Here is a 20,029-nt window from a genome sequence, read left to right on the forward strand (position 1 = left end):
ACGTCGCGGGCCCACGACGCGAAGGAGCACGACAGCACATGACCGAGACCAAACTCGGCACCGAATCCCGCACCGCCGTGATCGACAACGGGTCCTTCGGCACCCGCGAGATCACCTTCTCCACCGGTCGGCTGGCTCGCCAGGCCGCCGGTTCCGTCATCGCCCAGCTGGGCGAGACGGTGGTTCTCTCCGCCACGACCGCCGGTAAGCACCCGAAGGAGCAGTTCGACTTCTTCCCGCTGACCGTCGACGTCGAGGAGCGGATGTACGCCGCGGGCCGCATCCCCGGCTCGTTCTTCCGCCGTGAGGGTCGGCCCAGCGAGGACGCGATCCTCACCTGCCGGTTGATCGACCGGCCGCTGCGCCCGTCCTTCGTCAAGGGCCTGCGCAACGAGGTCCAGGTCGTCGAGACGATCCTCGCGCTCGACCCGCAGCACCCGTACGACGTGGTGGCCATCAACGCCGCCTCGATGTCGACCAAGCTGTCCGGTCTGCCGTTCTCCGGCCCGATCGGCGCGACCCGGGTCGCCCACATCGACGGCCAGTGGGTCGCGTTCCCGACCCTGGAGGAGCTGGCTCGCGCCACCTTCGACATGGTCGTGGCCGGCCGCACCCTCGACGACGGCGATGTCGCGATCATGATGGTCGAGGCCGAGGCCACCCCGAACGCCGTCGCTCTCATCTCGGCCGGTGCCACCGCCCCGACCGAGGAGATCGTCGCCAGCGGCCTGGAGGCCGCCAAGCCGGCGATCCGTGAGCTGTGCCGCGCGCAGAGCGAGCTGGCCGAGGTCGCCGCCAAGCCGGTCACCGAGTTCCCGGTCTTCCTGGACTACCAGGACGACGTCTACGACGCCGTCTCCGAGCTGGCCCGCACCGAGGTGGCCGAAGCGATCACCATCGCCGGCAAGGCCGACCGCGAGGAGGCCCTGGACCGGGTCAAGGCCCGGGTCGCCGAGGAGTTGGGCGCTCGGTTCGAGGGTCGCGAGAAGGAGCTCAGCGCAGCCTTCCGGTCGCTCACCAAGTCCGAGGTGCGCAACCGCGTGCTGCGCGAGCAGGTCCGCATGGACGGCCGTGGCCCGCGTGACATCCGGCCGCTGACCGCCGAGGTCGGCGTCCTGCCCCGGGTGCACGGTTCGGCGCTGTTCGAGCGCGGCGAGACCCAGATCCTGGGTGTCACCACGCTGAACATGCTCCGGATGGAGCAGATGGTGGACACGCTGTCCCCGGAGAACCGCAAGCGCTACATGCACAACTACAACTTCCCGCCGTACTCGACTGGTGAGACCGGCCGGGTCGGCTCGCCGAAGCGGCGCGAGATCGGCCACGGCGCGCTCGCCGAGCGGGCGCTGATTCCGGTGCTGCCGTCGCGCGAGGAGTTCCCGTACGCCATCCGGCAGGTCTCCGAGGCGCTCGGCTCCAACGGCTCCACCTCGATGGGCTCGGTCTGCGCCTCGACGCTGGGCCTGCTCTCCGCGGGTGTGCCGCTGAAGGCGCCGGTCGCCGGCATCGCCATGGGGCTCATCTCCGACGAGGTGGACGGCAAGACCCAGTACGTAACGCTCACCGACATCCTCGGCGCCGAGGACGCGTTCGGTGACATGGACTTCAAGGTCGCCGGCACGCCGGAGTTCGTCACCGCGCTGCAGCTCGACACCAAGCTCAACGGCATCCCGTCGGACGTGCTGGCTGCCGCACTGCAGCAGGCCAACGAGGCCCGGCAGGTCATCCTCGGGGTCATGAAGGCGGCGATCGAGGCTCCGGCCGAGATGTCCGACTACGCGCCGCGGGTCACCACGGTCAAGATCCCGGTGGACAAGATCGGCATGGTGATCGGCCCGAAGGGCCAGACCATCAACGCGATCCAGGACGAGACCGGCGCCGAGATCTCCATCGAGGACGACGGCACGATCTACGTCGGCGCCACCAACGGCCCGTCGGCCCAGGCGGCCGTCGACCGGATCAACGGGATCGCCAACCCGACGCTGCCCAAGCAGGGCGAGCGCTTCCTGGGCACGGTGGTCAAGACCGCCGCGTTCGGCGCGTTCATCTCGCTGCTGCCGGGCCGCGACGGTCTGCTGCACATCTCCAAGGTGGGCGACGGCAAGCGGGTCGAGCGCGTTGAGGACTTCCTCAACGTCGGTGACCGGGTCGAGGTCGAGATCGCGGACATCGACGCCCGCGGCAAGATCTACCTGGACAAGGTCCGTCCGGAGGGCGCCGAGGCGCCGGCCGCCGGTGAGGCCGCCGGCGGCGACCGTCCGTCCGGCCGGGACCGGGGCGACCGGGGTCCGCGTGACCGGGGCGACCGCGAGCGTGGCGGCGACCGGGGCGGGCGTGGTCCGGAGCGCGGCACCGGTGGCGAGGGCGGCAACGGCGGCGGCGAGGGTGGTGGCGAGGGCGGCGAGCGTCCGCGCCGCCGGACCCGGCACAGCTGACCACCAGCATCTGCTACACCCACCCCTCGTCGAACCGGGAGCAACACGTGAGTCGGGCCTTCAGTGCGCCGTTTCCACCGGATCGACGGGGGGTGGCTCCGTCTCGGGACACCGGGGCGGGCCGCTCCGGCGGCGCCGCCCGCGCGGTGACCCGGACGCTCAGCGACGACCCGCTGGGCGGCACGGTACGACGTACCGTGCTGCCCAGCGGCCTGCGCGTGCTCACCGAGGCGATCCCGGCGATGCGCAGCGTGTCCTTCGGTGTCTGGGTGGCGGTGGGCTCGCGGGACGAGACCCGTCCGCAGGCAGGCGCCGCGCACTTCCTGGAGCACCTGCTCTTCAAGGGCACCCACAAGCGCACCGCGCTGGAGATCTCCTCCCAGATCGAGGCGGTGGGCGGCGAGACCAACGCCTTCACCACGAAGGAATACACCTGCTACTACGCCCGCGTGCTGGACGAGGACCTGCCGCTGGCGATCGACGTGATGTGCGACCTGGTCGCCGACTCGCTGCTGGAGCCGGCCGACGTGGAGACCGAGCGTGGCGTGATCCTGGAGGAGATCGCCATGCACGACGACGAACCCGGTGACGAGGTGCACGACCTCTTCGCCCGGGCCGTCTACGGCGACCACCCGTTGGGTCGACTGATCTCCGGCACCGAGGAGACCGTCACGCCGATGACCCGCAGGCAGATCCAGACGTTCTACCGGAACCGCTACATCGCGCCGCAGATCGTCATCGCCGCCGCCGGTAACCTCGACCACGCCGCGGTGGTCAAGCTGGTCCGGCAGGCCGTGCGCGGCACGCCGCTGGACAGCGACCCGGCCGCGCCGGCCGCACACCGCGCGGCCGCCCCGGCGGTACGCACCAAGCCGGCCGCCACCCTTGTCGAGCCGAAGGAGACCGAGCAGGCGCACGTCCTGCTGGGCTGCCCGGGCATCGATCGCACCGACGACAGGCGCTTCGCCCTCGGGGTGCTCAACAACGTCCTCGGCGGCGGCATGTCCAGCCGCCTGTTCCAGGAGATCCGCGAGCAGCGCGGCCTGGCGTACTCGGTCTACTCCTATGCCAGCCAGTACGCCGACAGCGGCCTGTTCGCCGTCTACGCCGGCTGCGCGCCCGGCAAGGTGGACGAGGTGCTGGCCCTGACCCGTGCCGAGCTGGCCCGGGTGGCCGCCGACGGGTTGACCGAGGCCGAGGTGGCCCGGGGCAAGGGGATGAGCAAGGGCTCGTTCGTGCTCGGCCTGGAGGACACCGGTTCCCGGATGAGCAGGCTGGCAAAGGGTGAGCTGCTCTACGGCGACCTGATGCCGGTCGACGAGCTGCTCCGCCGGGTCGACGAGGTGAGCGTCGCGGACGTGAACACTCTCGCCGCCGAGCTGCTCGGCCGGCCAATGTCGTTGGCTGTCGTCGGCCCGTTCGGCGAGGGCGACTTCTCCGCCTGAGTGCCAGTGGTCCGCGCGGGCTGGGGCGTGTCCCGGCCGGTGGAGCGGACCGGATCCGGCGAGGAGGGCGCGTCCCGATTGGGATAGGTTGTGCCCCGTGACTGACGAGCAGGGGAAGACCCGGGTTGGCGTGTTCGGTGCCCGGGGTCGGATGGGCATCGAGGTCTGCAAGGCGGTCGACGCCGCCGACGACCTTGAGCTGGTGGCGTCGATCGACCAGGGCGACAGCCGTTCCGCCGTCACCGGCGCCCAGGTCGTCGTGGACTTCACCACGCCGGACGTGGTCATGGACAACCTGCGGTGGGCCGTCGAGCAGGGCATCAGCGCGGTAGTCGGCACCACCGGCTTCACCGAGCAGCGGCTGGAGCAGGTGCGCGGCTGGCTGGCCGACAAGCCCGAGGTGGGCGTCGTGATCGCCCCGAACTTCGGTATCGGCGCGGTGCTGATGATGCAGTTCGCCGCGCGGGCCGCCCGGCACTTCGAGTCCGTCGAGATCATCGAGCAGCACCACCCGCGCAAGCTGGACGCCCCGAGCGGCACCGCCACGCACACCGCCCGGCAGATCGCCCGCGCCCGCGCCGAGGCAGGTCTCGGCCCGGTGCCGGACGCCACGAAGGACGAGGTGCCGGGCGCGCGGGGCGCCGAGATCGACGGGGTACGCGTCCACGCGGTGCGCGCCACCGGTCTGGTCGCCCATCAGGAGGTGCTGTTCGGCGGCACCGGGGAGACGTTGACCATCCGGCACGACTCGTACGACCGGGTGTCGTTCATGCCCGGCGTGCTGCTTGCCGTCCGCGCGGTACGCACCCGCCCCGGCCTCACGATCGGCCTGGACGCCCTCCTCGATTGAGTGGTCCGGCCCTCCCGCCGGCCAGGCCCACAACGCCGCACAGCGTAGATCTTGGACAGTTTCCGTTCTGCGCTGACGGAAAGTGTCCAAGATCTACGGGCGCGGGCCGGGTAGCATCCGGCGGATGATCAATGGGGGACACCTGGACCGGCTCGGAAGGCAAGTCACGCTCCGGCAGGTCGACGACGACAACTGGCGTGCGGTGGCTGATGTCGCCCCAACTGACGACCAGCGTCGGTTCGTGGCCGCGTTGGGCGCGCGATATCTGCTGCTGAGCACCCGCTCCGAGGTGTGGACCTCACTCGCCGTGTACGCCGACGAGGCCGTCGTCGGCCACGTCATGTGGGGCGTGGACGACGACGGCTCGCACTGGATCGGCGGAATGCTTATCGACGCCGCCGAACAGGGCCGAGGTGTCGGCCGGGCGACGGTGCAGACCCTGGCCCCCTGGCTGGCGGCCCGGGACGGCAAGCCCTCAGTCCGCCTGTCGTACCACCCCGACAACACCCCGGCCGCGACCCTCTACGAGTCCCTTGGCTTCCACCCCACGGGTGCGGTGGACGACGACGAGTTGATCGCCGAACGAATGCCCTGAGCCCTGCGATCTTGCATTTTCTGTCGCGACAGAAGGTGCATCTCCCGCATCTCGACAACCCAAACTGCAAGATCGCCGGGGTGGCCGGCCCGGCCTAGCGGGGGAGGGACGGGGTCGTGGGGCGGCGTTGGGTGGGGAGGGTCGGGGTCAGTGGGGTGGGGAGGCCGGTGACTGTGGCTTCGCCGGTGCGGTCGACAGTGACGTGCACGGGGGTGTCGGCCACGCGAAGGCCGTCGACCGCCACGGCACCGAGTTCCGCTCCCGCCAGGGGTGCCAGTCGGATGGTGCCGCCCGGCACGTCCGGGTAGAGGCCTGCCGCGGCCTGGAGCAGCAGCACCGCGCCCGCCGCGGCCCACGCCTGGGGTCGGCACGCCGCCGGGTACGGCACCGGTCGGTCGAGCAACGCCCGGTCGTCACCGCCGTACAGCTCCGGCATGCGGTAGTCGAACGCTTCGGCGGCGGCGAGCAGCCCCTCGGCCAGGCCGAGCGCGGCGTCGCGGTGCCCGGCGCGGGCCAGCCCGGCGAGCACGATCGCCGTGTCGTGCGTCCAGATCGAACCGCAGTGGTACGACAGCGGGCTGAAGCCGGCGTCGTCAGTGGACATGGTCCGTAGCCCGAAGCCACCGGCGAGCGTGTCGGTGGTGAGCAGGCGGGCGACCTGGTCCTCCTCGTCAACGGTGAGCAGGCCGGTGCCGAGCAGGTGACCGATGTTGCTGGTCAGCGAGTCGACGGGCCGCTTGTCCCGGTCGAGGGCCAGGGCGGGCTGCGGGCCGTACCGGCCGTCGACCCAGAAGCTCTCCCGGAACCGGCGGGCCAGCGTGGCGGCGTGGTCGCGCCAGCGGTCGCCGCCGGGGTGGCCGAAGGCGTCCAGCAGGGCGGCGCCGTTCACCGCCGCCTCGTGGGCGTACCCCTGCACCTCGGCCAGCACGATCGGCGCGGTGGCCAGGGAGCCGTCGCGGAACCGGACGGCGTCGCCGGAGTCCTTCCAGCCCTGATTGGACAGCCCGTGGCCGGTGGTGTCGATGTACTCGACGAGGCCGTCGCCGTCCGGGTCGGCGTGCTCGCCGAGCCAGCGCAGCGCGGCCTCCAGGTGTGGCAGCAGCGGCACGATCTGGTCGGCCGGCAGGCCCCACCGCCACGCGTCGTGCAGCAGGTTGATCCAGAGCATGGTGGCGTCGACGGTGCCGTAGTAGGCCGGCGGGAGGCGCAGCCCGTTCCCGGGCAGCGCGACCTCGTGCCCGCGCAGCTCGTGCAGGATCTTCCCGGGGGATTCCCCGGTGGCCGGGTCGACCCGGGTGCCCTGTCGGCGGGCGAGCACGCGCAGGGTGCCGGCCGCCAGGTCGGTGCCGAGCGGCAGCATCATCCGGGCCGCCCAGAGGCTGTCCCGGCCGAACAGGGTGAGGAACCAGGGCACGCCGGCGCCGAGGAAGACGTCTCCGGGTGCGCCGGTCTCGGCCAGGCGTAGCCCGCGCAGGTCGTCCAGGCTGCGGTCGAGGAGGCGGACGAGCCGCCTGTCGTCCGCGGTCACCTCGGGTCGGGCCCACTCCGGCTCCCCGGTCGGGCCGACCACCACGGCACGCGGGTCCTCGACCCTCACCTGCCAGCGCAGCACCGTCTCGCCTCCGGGGGGCAGGTCGATCGGCCAGGCCAGCCGGGGCGCGGCGGCCCGCTCGTCGGCGGCGAGCACGTCGGCGTCCGGCGCGGTGACCGTGACGCTGATCCCGTCGGCCGACCAGGTGAGCACGCCCGGCTGGCCGGTCTTGGCCTCCAGCGGTTCGACGGCGCCACCGGACTTGACCACCTCGATGGGTGCTAGGTCGCAGCCGAGGTCGACGCTCACGGTGGCCCGTACGCCGACCGTGGCGGTGGAGACGATCCGCAGCTCCTCGGTGAGGCCGTCGCGTGTCGCGTGACGGACTCGGTCGACGCGGACGGTGGGGTCGGGCGTGGGATCGCCGAGCCAGCGTGCCAGGCCCACGAAGCGAGTGCCGTGCGGGCCGTCCGCACCGCGGGTCAGCCCCTCCAGCTCCTGGTCGTCGACCCGCAGCTCGGCCCGGGAGAGCACCCGGGTGTCGGCGTGGAAGACGCCCTGGACGCCCGTCGGGCGGATCTGCCCGGTCGCGTCCCCCAGCGCACTGGTCGGGGCGAGCACCACCCCCACCAACTCGTGCAGGAGGGGTTGCAGCTGGCGTTCGATCACGGTGCGGCTCCAGATCTCGGGGTGCGGGGCGGACATCTTGACAACGCGCCCCTGGCGGTGCAAAGTGCGAAACATTCCAGAAACTTGAACGATCTAATCCTGCACTATCCGAATTGGATCGTTCAAGACGGCGAGAGGGATTAAGTGCCCGACAAGGTAACCATTGCGACGGTGGCCCGGCACGCCCGAGTGAGCCGGCAGACGGTTTCCAACGTGCTCAACGCCCCACACATCGTGCGGCAGGAGACCCGCCAGCGGGTCGAGGACGCCATCGCCGCACTCGGTTACCGGGCCAATCAGGCGGCCCGACAGATGCGTACCGGTCGGTCCCGACTCATCGCCGCCCGGATCGAACCGACCCGCGACGGCATCAACGGCTCCGTGCTCGACCGCTTCCTGCACGGCCTCACCGAGACCGCCGACGCCGCTGGCTACCGGGTGCTGCTCTACACCGCCCCCGACGACGAGCGGGAGATCGCCACCTACGACGACCTGCTCGGCACGTACGAGCTCGACGCCTTCGTGCTCGTCGGCACCAAGTACGGCGACCCGCGTACCGCCTGGCTCGCCGACCGGGACGTGCCGTTCGTGACCTTCGGCCGCCCGTGGGACGCGCTCGACGCGCACCCCTGGGTCGACGTGGACGGCGCGGCCGGCACCGGCGCGGCCACTCGGCACCTGCTGGCCGCCGGGCACCGACGGATCGCGTTCATCGGATGGCCGCTCGGGTCCGGTGTCGGCGACGACCGGCGGGCCGGTTGGCACGACGCGCTGCGCAACGCCGGTGTCGACCCGACCGGGCTGCACCGCGAGACCGAGGACGGCATCGCCGAGGGCGAACGGCTGACACGTGACCTGCTCGCCGCCGTGGCGCCGACCGCCGTGCTCTGTGCCAGCGACTCGCTCGCCCTCGGCGCGCTCCAGGCGATCCGGGGTACCGACCCGCCGGTGTCGGTGATCGGCTTCGACGACACGCCGGTCGCCGCGGCGGTGGGGCTGGCCAGCGTCAGCCAACCGCTGGGCGAGGCCGCCGCCCGCTGCGTGGACCTGCTCACCGGGGTCCTCGACGGCAATCACGAGACCCCCACCCACGTGCTGCTCCAGCCCTCGCTGGCACTGCGGCACACCGCGTAGTCCCATCCCCCACCAGGAGAGAACATGGCACCCAGAACCCTTACCCGGGCCGCGGTGGCCGGCCTCGCCACCGTCGCCCTTCTCGCGTCGGCGGCCTGCGGCAGCGGCTTCGACGACTCGTCCGGCGACGCCAAGCAGTCCAGCGGCCCGGCCAGCCTGCAGATCCTGATCGGATCCTCCGGCGAGGCCGAGACCAAGGCAGTGCAGGAGGCGGCGGCGACGTGGGCCAGCAGCTCCGGCAACACCGCCACCGTCACCCCGGCGCAGGACCTCACCCAGCAGCTCGGCCAGGCTCTCGCCGGTGGCGCCCCGCCGGACGTCTTCTACGTCGACGCGGCCCGTTTCGCCGACTACGCGAGCGTCGGCGCGCTCGAGCCGTACGGCGACAAGATCTCGAATCCGGACGACTTCTACGAGAGCCTGCGCACCACCTTCACCTACGACGGCAAGCTCTACTGCGCGCCCAAGGATTTCTCCACCCTGGCCCTGCAGATCAACACGGACCTGTGGGCGAAGGCCGGACTGACCGACGCCGACGTGCCGACCACCTGGGACCAGCTCACCGCGACCGCCCAGAAGATCAAGGCGAAGGGGCAGGTCGCCCTGGCGCTCGGCGACACCCGGGACCGGATCGGCGCCTTCATGGTGCAGAACGGTGGCTGGCTGCTGAGCAAGGACGGCAAGCAGCCGACCGCCGACACCCCGGAGAACCTGGCCGCCCTCCAGTACGTCAAGACCCTGCTCACCTCCGGTCTGGCCAAGTACCCGAAGCAGCTCGACGCGGGCTGGTCCGGCGAGGCGTTCGGCAAGGGCAAGGCCGTGATGACCATCGAGGGCAACTGGATCAAGGGCGCCCTGCAGAACGACTTCCCCAACGTGAAGTACAGGGTGGTGGCACTGCCGGCCGGCCCGAAGGGTCAGGGCACGCTCTCCTTCACCCAGTGCTGGGGCATCGCGGCGAAGTCGAAGTACAAGGACCAGGCGATCAAGTTCGTCGAGGCGATGACGAGCGGTGAGCAGCAGCTGACGTTCGCCAAGGCGGTCGGTGTCATGCCGTCCCGGCAGTCGGTGCGCGATCAGTACACGGCCGCCTCGCCGGCCGACAAGGTGTTCATCGACGGCGCCGCGTACGCCCAGGGCCCGGTGAACGCGCCGAAGATGGACAGCGTCCTCAAGGACCTGGACACCGGTCTGCAGGGCCTGACGAACGGCGACCCGAAGACCGTGCTGCAGAACTTCGACAAGAACGCCAAGGCGGCGCTCGGCGGTAGCTGAGGCGACGACAGGGGCCCGGCGACACGCGGGGCCCCTGTCCGCGCTTCCGGCCCGAGAGAGGGGAGGAGGGGATATGACAGCCGAGACACTGACCGCCGCGCCCACCGCGCCCGAGGCGAGCCCTCGGCGACGCCGTGGTGGCGTCCGCGGCAACGAGAACCTCGCCGGCTGGCTCTTCGTCACGCCGGTGATCGTCATCCTGGGGCTGTTCCTGCTGCTGCCGATCCTGATGGCGCTCTGGGTCAGCCTGACCGACTGGAACGGGCAGGGCAGCCCGTTCACCGGCGACGTCCCGTTCGTCGGCGCGCACAACTACACGCAGTTGTTCACCGAGGACGGGCTGGCCCGCCGCGACTTCATGACGAGCATCCGCAACAACATCTACTACGTGGCGATCGTGGTGCCGGCGCAGACCGTGCTGGCGCTCGGGCTGGCGCTTGTCGTCAACAACCGGATGCTCAAGGGCAAGAGCTTCTTTCGCAGCGCGTTCTACTTCCCCTCGGTCACCAGCTCGGTCGCGATCAGCGTCGTGTTCCTGTTCCTGTTCGCCAACTCCGGCGCGGTGAACGCGCTGCTCGGCCTCCTCGGTATCGACGGACCGGAGTGGTTCGCCGACTCCCGTGGCGTGCTGCACCTCCTGTTCGGCGCGCTCGGCGTCGACACGCCCCCGGCGGCGCTTACCGACGGTGGCCCGTTCGGGCTGACCTGGTGGGACTGGCTGTCCGGCCCCAGCGTGGCGATGATCTCGATCATCACGCTTGTCGTCTGGACCACCTCCGGCACGTTCATGCTGATGTTCCTCGCCGGCCTGCAGAACGTGCCCGTGACGCTGGACGAGGCCAGCACCCTCGACGGCGCCTCCCGCTGGCAGCGCTTCCGCTACGTCACCCTGCCGATGATCAGGCCGACCACCTTCCTGGTGCTCACCCTCGGCACGATCGGCTCCTGGCAGGTCTTCGACCAGGTGTACGTCATGAGCCAGGGCGACCCGGCCAAGACCACCCTCACCCCGGCCTACCTGTCGTACCGGACCGCCTTCCGGGACTTCGACTACGGCTCCGGCGCGGCGATCTCGTTCGTGCTGTTCCTCATCATCATCGTGCTCACGCTGATCCAGCGCCGGGCGCTCGCCGAGCGGGACACCGACCGGCCGCGCCGCGGCTGGTGGCGTCGACGCGTACCGGAGAGGTCCTGACATGGCCGTGCTCACCGACCGCCCGGCGGCCGCGCCCGCGCGCGGCGACCAGCGCGCGGCCCGCACCCTGGCCACCCGCTTCCTGGGGTACGCCACGCTTGTCTTCTTCGGGTTGGTGTTCCTCTATCCGTTCGTCATCCAGATCTCCAGCTCGTTCAAGACCGAGCCCGACGCGGCGGCGAACCCGCTCTCCCCGATCCCGGACCCGCTCACCCTGGCGGGTTTCGAGCGGATCTTCGCGGGCACCAACTTCCCACTCTGGCTGGGCAACTCGCTGCTGGTGACAGTGCTGGTGACCCTCGGCCGGGTGTTCTTCGACTCGCTCGCCGGCTACGCCCTCGCCCGGCTGCGGTTCGCCGGTCGCGGCGGACTGTTCGCCGCGGTCATCGCGGTCATGGCGGTGCCCGGCGTGGTGCTGCTGATCCCGAAGTTCCTGGTGCTCAACCAACTCGGCATCTACAACAGCTACGCCGGTCTGGTGGTGCCGCTGCTGGCCGACGCGGCGGGCGTGTTCATCATGAAGCAGTTCTTCGAGTCGATCCCGGTGAGCGTCGAGGAGGCCGCCCGCATCGACGGGGCGAGCGTCTTTCGCACCTTCTGGTCGGTGGTGCTGCCGATGGCGAAGCCGGCGCTGATCACCCTCACCATCCTGTCGTTCCAGGGCTCCTGGAACGAGTTCCCGCACAGCCTCGTGTCAGTGCAGGACCCCGACCTGTTCACCCTGCCGCGCGGCCTCGCCGACCTGGTCAGCGGCTCGCTCGGCAGCGGCACCCAGTACCCGCTCAAGCTGGGCGCGGCGCTGCTCGCCACCATCCCGGTGGCGATCATCTTCGTGGTGTTCCAGCGCTACTTCGTCCGCGACGCCAACGACGGCTCGGACAAGGGCTGACCCCGGACCGACAGTGGCGGCTCCGCGTCCGGGCCGCCGCTGTCGGTCACTCGGCCGGTACCTTCTCGGTCGGGACGGCCACGTGCAGGCGCACCTGGGGCACCAGCATGTCGTCGACGTCCAGCGCCCGGGCCGCGCCGTCGGGCTCCCAGCCGGTGCTGGTGAGGAACTTCCGGGTCGCCTCGTCACCGTCGAACGCCCAGGCCACCGCCCGATTCAGCCCGTCTTCCCGCCACAGGTCGACAGCTGCGGCGAGCAGGCGACTGCCGTGCCCCCGCCGGCCCCAGCGCGGCTCCACCAGCAGGTCGGTCACGGCGGCCACGTCCGGCCCGAGCGCATCGGCCGGCTCACCCGGGGCGAGCGCCTCGCCGTCGGCCGGGCCGGAGGCGGCGAACCCCACCAGATACGATTGCTCGGCCTGTTCGACGGCGACCAGCACCCGGTGCGCGCCCGAGGGCGGCTCCAGCACCGCGGCGCTCCACCGCCGGGCGAGGAACCCCTCGTCCAGGTTGTCGAGCACGTGCCGAGGCAGAATGCGGCGGTACGCGACGCGCCAGGTCGCGAGCTGGATGCGTGCGATCTCGCCGGCGTCCTCGGGACGCGCCGGGCGGACGTACCCGAGAGCCATGGGACGGAAGCCTACGCAGGGCGAGGGAGGCGACGGTGGCGCAGGGTGCCAACAGGACGACCGCGCAGGTCGTCGGGGTGGTGGTGCTCGCCGCGGCGGTCACCGCGTTCCTCGCCGTCGCTGCCGTCCGGCACGGTTTCTTCGACCTGAAGGTCTACTACGGCGCGTTGACGTGGTGGGTGCACGACGGCGGGGAGATCTACGACTACCTCAAACCGGGCACCCAGTACGGCTTCACGTACCCGCCGTTCGCGGCGCTGGTCATGCTGCCAATGGCGTACCTGCCGTGGTCGGCCGCGATCGTGGTGAGTGTGCTCGCCAGCGTGTCCACCACCACGGTCTTGATCTGGTGGCTGGTCGACCCGATCGCCCGCCGGGCCGGCTGGACCCGCTGGTTCGCGCTCGCCGTCGCGCTCTGCCTGGCCGCCGCGTTCGAGCCGATGCGGGAGACGGTGAACTTCGGCCAGGTCAACATGCTGCTGCTCTTCCTGGTGGCGGTGGACCTGCTGCGGCTGCTGCCGGCCGGCAACCGATGGGCCGGGGTGGGCATCGGCCTGGCCACCGCGATCAAGCTGACCCCCGGCATCTTCATCGTCTATCTGCTGGTCACCGGGCGGTGGCGGGCGGCGCTCACCGCCAGCGGCGCGGCCGCCGGGGTGTCGCTGCTGGCCGGCGCGCTCTTCCCGGACGCCTCCCGGGAATTCTGGACCGAGGCCCTGTGGAACACCGGGCGGGTCGGCGAGCTGGCGTTCGTCTCCAACCAGTCGCTGCGCGGGGTGGTCGCCCGGCTCGACCCGCAGCACCCGAGCACCCTGCTCTGGCTGCTGCTCGTGCTCGGCACCCTGGCGCTCTGGGCCTGGCGGTCCCGGGCCGCCGTCGCGGCCGGCGACGAGGCCACCGGCCTGGCGCTCACCGGCGCGGTGATGTGCCTGGTCAGCCCGGTCACCTGGGTCCACCACCTGGTCTGGCTGCTGCCCGGGCTGATCCTGCTTGTCGACAACGCGATGGCCGCGCCGGCCGGTCGCCGCCGCCGCGTCCTGCTGGCCGCCGCGACCATCGGGTACGTGCTGCTGATCAGCCGGACCGTCTGGTTCTGGGAGAAGGACTTCACAGGCGTCGACGGCTTCGTCGGCAGCAACGCGTACGTCTGGATCAGCCTGGCCCTGCTGGCCTTCCTGCCGGTGCGCCGGTGGCTGGCACCGGGCGGGTCAGTCGTCGAGGCGGCCGGCGTACCGCAGCTCGACAAGCCCGACCGGCCCGCGCCCGCCGGCGAGCGGCACCTGGTAGGTCGACTGCTCACCGTCCGCTGACAGCCCGGCCCGCTCGTAGAACCGGCGGGCCCGCCCGTTGTCCGCCAGCACCCACAGCCGGTAGCCGGTCCAGCCCCGCTCGCTGAGCCCGGCGCGGGCGGCGGCGAGCAGCGCGGTGGCCGTCCCGTCGCCCCAGAACGCCGGCTCGACGTAGAGCGCCAGCACCTCGCCGACCGTCGCGTCCAGGTCGTCGCGGTCCTGGTTGCGGCGGTACGGCCCGAACGTGGTGAAGCCGACGACCAGCCCGTCCACCTCGCCGAGCAGGGTGCTGAACGGGTGCTCCGGGTCGGCGGTCCCCACGTCACGGCGGCGCTGCGCCCAGGCCCCCACGTTGAGTCGCCCGAGCACCTCGTCCGGCATGACACCGGCGTACCCCGACTGCCAGCCGTGCACGTGCACCCGGGCGACAGCCTCGGCGTCGTCCGGCTCCTCCCGGCGGATGGTCAGCATTGCACCGTTCTATGCCCCCGTGGCGGTCGGAGTCCAGCTTCCCGCACCGACGTCGTACCGATGATTTATCGTCGCCGACGATGGCCGCACCGGAATCACTCTCGCTCGCCCAGGCCCGTCGGGTGGCGCTCGCCGCCCAGGGCTTCGTCGACCCGCCGCCGGTCGGGGTGCCCACGCGTCGACATCTGCGCCGGGTCCTCGACCGGGTCGGGTTGATCCAGATGGACTCGGTAAACGTGCTGCAACGCGCGCACTACCTGCCGCTCTACAGCCGGCTCGGTCCGTACCCCACCACGCTGCTCGACCAGGCCGCCTACCGGCGTCCCCGCGAGCTGTTCGAGTACTGGGGCCACGAGGCGTCCCTGGTGCCGGTGGAGATGCACCCGCTGCTGCGCTGGCGGATGGCCCGCGCGCACAGTGAATCCTGGGGCGGCATGCGGCGCATCGCCCAGGAGCAGCCGGAGCTGGTCGCCTGGGTCCGGGACGAGGTGGCCGCGCGGGGCCCGTTGACCGCCGCCGAGATCGAGCACGACGCCCCCCGGGAGACCGGCAACTGGGGGTGGAACTGGTCGGCGGTGAAGCGGGCGCTGGAGTTCCTGTTCTGGGCCGGCGAGGTGACCGCCGCCGAGCGCAGCACCTCCTTCGCCCGCCGCTACGACCTGCCCGAGCGGGTGCTCCCGCCGGCCGTGCTGGCCGCGCCCACCCCGACCGACGCCGAGGCGTACCGCGCTCTGGTGGCCCTGGCGGCACGGTCGCTCGGGGTGGCCGCCGAGCCGGAGCTGCGCGACTACTTCCGGCTGCCACTGGCCGGCGCCCGGCAGGCCGTCGCGGAGCTGGCCGAGGCCGGCGAACTGGTGCCGGTCACCGTGGCGGGCTGGCGGCAGCCCGCCTGGCTGCACGCGTCCGCCCGGCTGCCCCGGTGGGTTCGCGGCAACACGCTGGTCAGCCCGTTCGACCCGCTGATCTGGGAACGTGCCCGCACCGAGCGACTGTTCGACTTCAGCTACCGGATCGAGATCTACGTCCCGGCGCCGCAGCGCGCGTACGGCTACTACGTGCTGCCGTTCCTGCAGGGCGACCGGTTCACCGCCCGCGTCGATCTGAAGGCCGACCGCAAGGCCGGAGTGCTGCTGGTGCCGGCCGCCTGGATCGAGCCCGGCGCCGACCCGGGGGAGACGGCGGTCGCCCTCGCCGCCGAGCTGTACCGGCTCGCCGGCTGGCTCGGGCTGGACGCGGTGGCGCCCCCCGCGGCCGGCGACCTGGCCGGTCCGCTCACCGCCGCGTTGGCCGGCGTGTCCGGTGTACCGTGAGCGCGTGACGAGCGTTCCCGGACCTGTCGACCAGCCGCAGCCCACCGCCGGCGCGGTCCACACGGTGCCCGACGACGCGGTCGGCACTGCGGTCCCCGCGAGCGTTGCGCCGACCGGTTGGCCGGCGAGTCCGGCGGGTGGTTACGGCTATCCGGCGCCCGAGCCCGACCGGCTCACCCGGGTCGTGCTGCGGCTCTACGAGCGTTCGCCGCGCTGGGCGGTGCCGCTCGCCGCGGTCGGCTGCGTGGGCCTCGGCATGGCCTACGCGCTGCTGAGCAACCCGACCGAGGCCGACCCGGATGCCGCGCCCACCTGTCTGCTCAAGCTGACCACCGGGCTGGACTGCCCAGGCTGCGGCGGCACCCGTGCGCTCTGGTACGTGCTGCACGCCGACCTCCCGGCCGCGGCCCGCCACCACTTCCTCTTCGTCTTCGCGCTGCCCTTCCTGGCGTACCTCTTCGTCGCCTGGGCGGCCAACCAGGCGTTCGGCTGGCGGCTGCCCGAGCTGCGGATCAGCTCCAGGGTCATCGTCGGGTTCCTGGGCGCGTGGCTGGCGTTCTCGGTGCTGCGCAACCTGCCCTGGGCGCCGTTCACCTCGCTCTACGTCTGATCGCGCCGCGGTCTGGGCCGGCAGATCGACTCGGTTTCCAGGAAACCGGGCCATCCACCCGACTCGAATACCCCGACTTTCAGGAACGCGAGTCGATCACCCAGTGCGTAGCCGCACCCCGGGCCGATGTCGTGAACGATCCAGCTTCGCCGCAGGCTGAGTGATCGACATTGCACGGGGCGCGCCTGAGTTGGGCCGGGCGGCACCCCACCACTACAGTCCCAGGAATGCCGGACATGGTGCAGCCCCAGGTCAAGTTGATCGCGTGGACCCAGTTCGCGGCCCCGGACGATGTGCCGTGGTCGACCGATGCCGAGGGTGGCCAGGCGCTCGCCGAGTTCGCCGGACGGGCCTGCTACCAGTCGTGGAAGAAGCCGAACCCGGCCACCGCCACCAACGCCGGCTACCTCGCGCACATCCTCGACGTCGGCCACCTGAGCGTGCTGGAGCACGGCTCGGTGACCTTCTACTTCACCGGGGTCTCCCGCTCCCTCACCCACGAGCTGATCCGGCATCGGCACTTCTCGTACTCCCAGCTCTCGCAGCGCTACGTCCCCGAGCGGGACGCGGCCATGGTCGAGCCGGCCGTCATCGCCGACGACCCCGAGCTGCACAAGAAGTTCGTCGAGGCCGCCGAGGCGAGCGTGCGGGCGTACACCGAGTTGTTGGAGGGCCTTGAGCAGCGCTTCTCCGACGAGCCGAACCCGACGCTGCGCCGCAAGCAGGCCCGACAGGCCGCCCGCGCGGTGCTGCCCAACGCCACCGAGACGCGGATCGTGGTCACCGGCAACTACCGGGCGTGGCGGCACTTCATCGCCATGCGAGCCACCGAGCACGCCGACGTGGAGATCCGTGAGCTGGCCGTGGAGTGCCTGCGCCAGCTCCAGACGGTGGCGCCGAACGTCTTCGCCGACTTCGTGATCTCCACGCTGCCGGACGGCACCGAGGTTGCGGCCAGCCCGCACGAGGCGTCCTGAGCCCTTCCCCGGCGGGCTCCGGCTGGTCGTCCGCTAGGTTGGAGGGTATGACGCACGACCACCCCGACACCGCGGCCCGACCGGTGTCCCGCCCGTTCGGCCGGGTGCTCACGGCCATGGTGAGCCCGTTCACGTCCGACGGCACGCTCGACCTCGACGGTGCCGCCCGGCTGGCGAGCCACCTGGTCGACGAGCAGGGCAACGACGCGCTGGTGGTCAACGGCACCACCGGCGAGTCGCCGACCACCACCGACGCGGAGAAGGAACGCCTGATCCGGGCAGTGGTGGAGGCCGTCGGTGACCGGGCCAGGGTCGTCGCCGGGGTCGGCACCAACGACACCCGGCACACCATCGAGCTTGCCGCCGCCGCCGAGAAGGCCGGCGCACACGGGCTGCTCGTGGTCACTCCGTACTACAACAAGCCGCCGCAGAGCGGGCTGCTGCGGCACTTCACCGCCGTGGCCGACGCCAGCGGACTGCCGGTGATGCTGTACGACATCCCGCACCGCTCCGGCGTGCCGATCGACACCGAGACGCTGGTCCGGCTCGCCGACCATGGCCGGATCGTCGCGGTCAAGGACGCCAAGGGCGACCTGACCGCCACCAGTTGGGTGACCAGCCGGACCGGCCTCGCCTTCTACAGCGGCGAGGACGCGCTCACCCTGCCGGCGCTGGCCGTCGGATGCGTGGGCGTGGTCGGCACCTCGACGCACTTCACCGGGGCGCTGACCGCAGAAATGATCGAGGCGTACGACGCGGGGGACATGCCGGCCGCGCTTGCCCTGCACCGGCGGCTGCTGCCGCTGTTCACCGGCATCTTCCGCACGCAGGGCACCATCCTGGTGAAGGCGGGCCTGGCGTCGCTTGGCCTGCCGGCCGGCCCGGTGCGACCCCCGCTCGTGGACGCCACCGACGACGAGATCGCCCAGCTGCGCGCGGACTTCGCGGCAGCGGGCCTGGAGCTGCCCGAATGATCGAACGACACGATGGGCGCCGAGTGACGGCGTCGCAGAATGAGGTGGACGCGTGACCGAGGCGCACATCGAGGCGGAACTACCCCCGCCGCTGCCGGAAGGTGGCCTGCGGATCATCCCGCTCGGCGGGCTCGGCGCCATCGGTCGGAACATGACCGTCTTCGAGTACGACGGCAAGTTGCTGATCGTCGACTGCGGTGTCCTGTTCCCCGACGTCGAGCAGCCGGGTGTGGACCTGATCCTGCCCGACTTCGGTCCGATCCTGGACCGGCTGGCCGACGTCCAGGCGATCGTGCTGACCCACGGTCACGAGGACCACATCGGCGCGGTGCCGTACCTGCTCGCCCACAAGCCCGACATCCCGCTGGTCGGTTCACAGTTCACCCTCGCTCTGGTCGAGGCGAAGCTGGCCGAGCGGCGGATCCAGCCGTACACGCTCACCGTGCGCGAGGGCGGCCGGGAACGCCTCGGCCCGTTCGAGTGCGAGTTCTTCGCGGTCAACCACTCCATCCCGGACGCGCTCGCGGTGGCCATCCGTACCCCGGCCGGCCTGGTGCTGCACACCGGCGACTTCAAGATGGACCAGCTCCCGCTGGACGGCCGGATCACCGACCTGGCCGGTTTCGCGCGGCTCGGCGCCGAGGGTGTCGACCTGCTGCTGTCCGACTCCACCAACGCGGAGATTCCCGGCTTCGTCACCCCGGAGCGGGAGATCGGGCCGGTGCTCGACTCGATCTTCGCGAAGGCAAAGGGCCGGATCATCGTGGCCTCGTTCGCCTCGCACGTGCACCGGGTGCAGCAGGTGTTCGACTCCGCAGCCGAGCACGGCCGCAAGGTCGCGCTGATCGGGCGGTCCATGGTGCGCAACATGGGCATCGCGCGGGACCTCGGCCTGCTCAACATCCCGGCCGGCCTGGTCGTCGGCATCGAGGAGGCGACCACGCTGCCGCCGGAGCAGATCGTGCTGATGTCCACGGGTTCGCAGGGCGAGCCGATGAGCGCTCTGGGCCGGATGGCCAGCGGCGACCACCGCCACATCACCATCGCCCCCGGTGACACAGTCGTCCTCGCGTCCTCGCTGGTGCCGGGCAACGAGACCTCGGTGTACCGGGTCATCAACCGGCTCGCCCGGGCCGGCGCGGTGGTCGTGCACAAGGACGTGGCGAAGGTGCACGTCTCCGGGCACGCCCCGGCCGGCGAACTGCTCTACCTGCTCAACGTGGTCCGGCCCAGCAACCTGATGCCCGTACACGGGGAGTGGCGGCACCTGCGCGCCCACGCCCGCCTCGGCATCGAGTCCGGGGTCGCCGCCGACCGCGTGGTGCTCTGCGAGGACGGCGACGTCGTCGACCTCGTCGAGGGCCGGGCCAGCCTCGTCGGGCACGTGAAGAGCCGGTACGTCTACGTCGACGGTCTCGCCGTCGGCGACGTCAGCGAGTCGCTGCTCACCGAACGGCGGATCCTCGGCGACGGCGGTTTCATCGCCACGACAGTGGTCGTCGACTCGGTCACCGGCAAGGTCGTTGCCGGCCCGACGCTGTCCGCGAAGGGCTTCTCCGAGGACCCGGAGGCGTTCAACCCGGTGGTTCCGCTGGTCACCGAGGCGCTCAACCGGGCCGCCGCGGACGGCATCACCGACCCGCACCAGCTCCAGCAGATCGTCCGGCGGACCGTGGGGCGGTGGGTCAACGACAAGTACCGGCGGCGGCCCATGATCGTGCCCACAGTCGTCGAGGTCTGAGCACGTCGCGC

Annotated in this window: 17 protein-coding genes; 14 read left to right on the plus strand and 3 right to left on the minus strand. The window is 71.5% G+C overall.

The features are described 5' to 3' along the window. The first annotated feature begins 38 nt into the window (after positions 1 to 38). The 4 genes from AB0K10_RS29660 (at position 39) to AB0K10_RS29675 (ending at position 5,325) form a co-directional block, all read left to right on the plus strand. A complete protein-coding gene (locus AB0K10_RS29660; RefSeq protein WP_363688941.1) occupies positions 39 to 2,435 on the plus strand; it encodes a polyribonucleotide nucleotidyltransferase in 2,397 nt (798 codons plus the stop codon). A gap of 47 nt (positions 2,436 to 2,482) precedes the next feature. Continuing rightward, entirely contained in the window at positions 2,483 to 3,880 is a 1,398-nt protein-coding gene (locus AB0K10_RS29665) for a pitrilysin family protein (RefSeq protein WP_363688943.1), read from the plus strand. A 97-nt stretch (positions 3,881 to 3,977) separates the two neighbouring features. Then, positions 3,978 to 4,730 carry a 4-hydroxy-tetrahydrodipicolinate reductase gene (dapB, locus tag AB0K10_RS29670; RefSeq protein WP_363688945.1) on the plus strand — a complete coding sequence of 251 codons (753 nt, stop codon included), beginning with the start codon at positions 3,978 to 3,980 and terminating at the stop codon, positions 4,728 to 4,730. A 124-nt stretch (positions 4,731 to 4,854) separates the two neighbouring features. Beyond that, positions 4,855 to 5,325 carry a GNAT family N-acetyltransferase gene (locus AB0K10_RS29675; protein ID WP_363688947.1) on the plus strand — a complete coding sequence of 157 codons (471 nt, stop codon included), beginning with the start codon at positions 4,855 to 4,857 and terminating at the stop codon, positions 5,323 to 5,325. A 94-nt stretch (positions 5,326 to 5,419) separates the two neighbouring features. Here AB0K10_RS29675 and AB0K10_RS29680 read toward each other — a convergent pair whose 3' ends face one another. Further along, positions 5,420 to 7,525 (minus strand): glycogen debranching N-terminal domain-containing protein, encoded by a 2,106-nt coding sequence (locus tag AB0K10_RS29680; RefSeq protein ID WP_363688949.1) that lies wholly within the window; start codon positions 7,523 to 7,525, stop codon positions 5,420 to 5,422. A 144-nt stretch (positions 7,526 to 7,669) separates the two neighbouring features. On the opposite strand from AB0K10_RS29680, the gene AB0K10_RS29685 reads away from it, so the two are divergent. The 4 genes from AB0K10_RS29685 (at position 7,670) to AB0K10_RS29700 (ending at position 12,018) form a co-directional block, all read left to right on the plus strand. Beyond that, complete coding sequence (locus AB0K10_RS29685) at positions 7,670 to 8,659, plus strand: LacI family DNA-binding transcriptional regulator (RefSeq protein ID WP_363688951.1); 990 nt, start codon at positions 7,670 to 7,672, stop codon at positions 8,657 to 8,659. A 24-nt stretch (positions 8,660 to 8,683) separates the two neighbouring features. Beyond that, positions 8,684 to 9,934, plus strand: a complete 1,251-nt coding sequence (locus tag AB0K10_RS29690; RefSeq protein ID WP_363688953.1) for an extracellular solute-binding protein — start codon at positions 8,684 to 8,686, stop codon at positions 9,932 to 9,934. Positions 9,935 to 10,007: 73 nt separating this feature from the next. After that, positions 10,008 to 11,129: a sugar ABC transporter permease gene (locus AB0K10_RS29695; protein ID WP_363688955.1), complete on the plus strand. Its 1,122-nt coding sequence runs from the start codon at positions 10,008 to 10,010 to the stop codon at positions 11,127 to 11,129. Between the two features lies 1 nt (position 11,130). Beyond that, entirely contained in the window at positions 11,131 to 12,018 is an 888-nt protein-coding gene (locus AB0K10_RS29700) for a carbohydrate ABC transporter permease (protein WP_363688957.1), read from the plus strand. Positions 12,019 to 12,064: 46 nt separating this feature from the next. Here the strand turns inward: AB0K10_RS29700 and AB0K10_RS29705 are convergent, their stop codons facing one another. Further along, positions 12,065 to 12,646, minus strand: coding sequence for a GNAT family N-acetyltransferase (locus AB0K10_RS29705; RefSeq protein ID WP_363688959.1), 582 nt, complete (start codon positions 12,644 to 12,646; stop codon positions 12,065 to 12,067). Between the two features lie 35 nt (positions 12,647 to 12,681). Between AB0K10_RS29705 and AB0K10_RS29710 the strand changes: the two genes are divergently transcribed. Beyond that, on the plus strand, positions 12,682 to 13,956 hold the full coding sequence (locus AB0K10_RS29710; protein WP_363688961.1) for a glycosyltransferase 87 family protein: 1,275 nt from the start codon (positions 12,682 to 12,684) through the stop codon (positions 13,954 to 13,956). Here AB0K10_RS29710 and AB0K10_RS29715 read toward each other — a convergent pair. Beyond that, positions 13,855 to 14,406, minus strand: coding sequence for a GNAT family N-acetyltransferase (locus AB0K10_RS29715; RefSeq protein ID WP_363688963.1), 552 nt, complete (start codon positions 14,404 to 14,406; stop codon positions 13,855 to 13,857). The genes AB0K10_RS29710 and AB0K10_RS29715 overlap by 102 nt on opposite strands. A gap of 80 nt (positions 14,407 to 14,486) precedes the next feature. Between AB0K10_RS29715 and AB0K10_RS29720 the strand changes: the two genes are divergently transcribed. The 5 genes from AB0K10_RS29720 (at position 14,487) to AB0K10_RS29740 (ending at position 20,018) form a co-directional block, all read left to right on the plus strand. Continuing rightward, a complete protein-coding gene (locus tag AB0K10_RS29720; protein WP_363688965.1) occupies positions 14,487 to 15,716 on the plus strand; it encodes a crosslink repair DNA glycosylase YcaQ family protein in 1,230 nt (409 codons plus the stop codon). 4 nt (positions 15,717 to 15,720) lie between these two features. Further along, complete coding sequence (locus tag AB0K10_RS29725; RefSeq protein WP_363688967.1) at positions 15,721 to 16,326, plus strand: DUF2752 domain-containing protein; 606 nt, start codon at positions 15,721 to 15,723, stop codon at positions 16,324 to 16,326. A gap of 236 nt (positions 16,327 to 16,562) precedes the next feature. After that, a complete protein-coding gene (thyX, locus tag AB0K10_RS29730; protein ID WP_363689045.1) occupies positions 16,563 to 17,303 on the plus strand; it encodes an FAD-dependent thymidylate synthase in 741 nt (246 codons plus the stop codon). A 47-nt stretch (positions 17,304 to 17,350) separates the two neighbouring features. Continuing rightward, positions 17,351 to 18,277 (plus strand): 4-hydroxy-tetrahydrodipicolinate synthase, encoded by a 927-nt coding sequence (dapA, locus tag AB0K10_RS29735; protein ID WP_363688969.1) that lies wholly within the window; start codon positions 17,351 to 17,353, stop codon positions 18,275 to 18,277. Between the two features lie 52 nt (positions 18,278 to 18,329). Continuing rightward, a complete protein-coding gene (locus AB0K10_RS29740; RefSeq protein ID WP_363688971.1) occupies positions 18,330 to 20,018 on the plus strand; it encodes a ribonuclease J in 1,689 nt (562 codons plus the stop codon). Positions 20,019 to 20,029: the final 11 nt, after the last annotated feature.

It is taken from the genome of Micromonospora sp. NPDC049274, assembly GCF_040678875.1.
Classification (GTDB): Bacteria; Actinomycetota; Actinomycetes; order Mycobacteriales; family Micromonosporaceae; genus Micromonospora.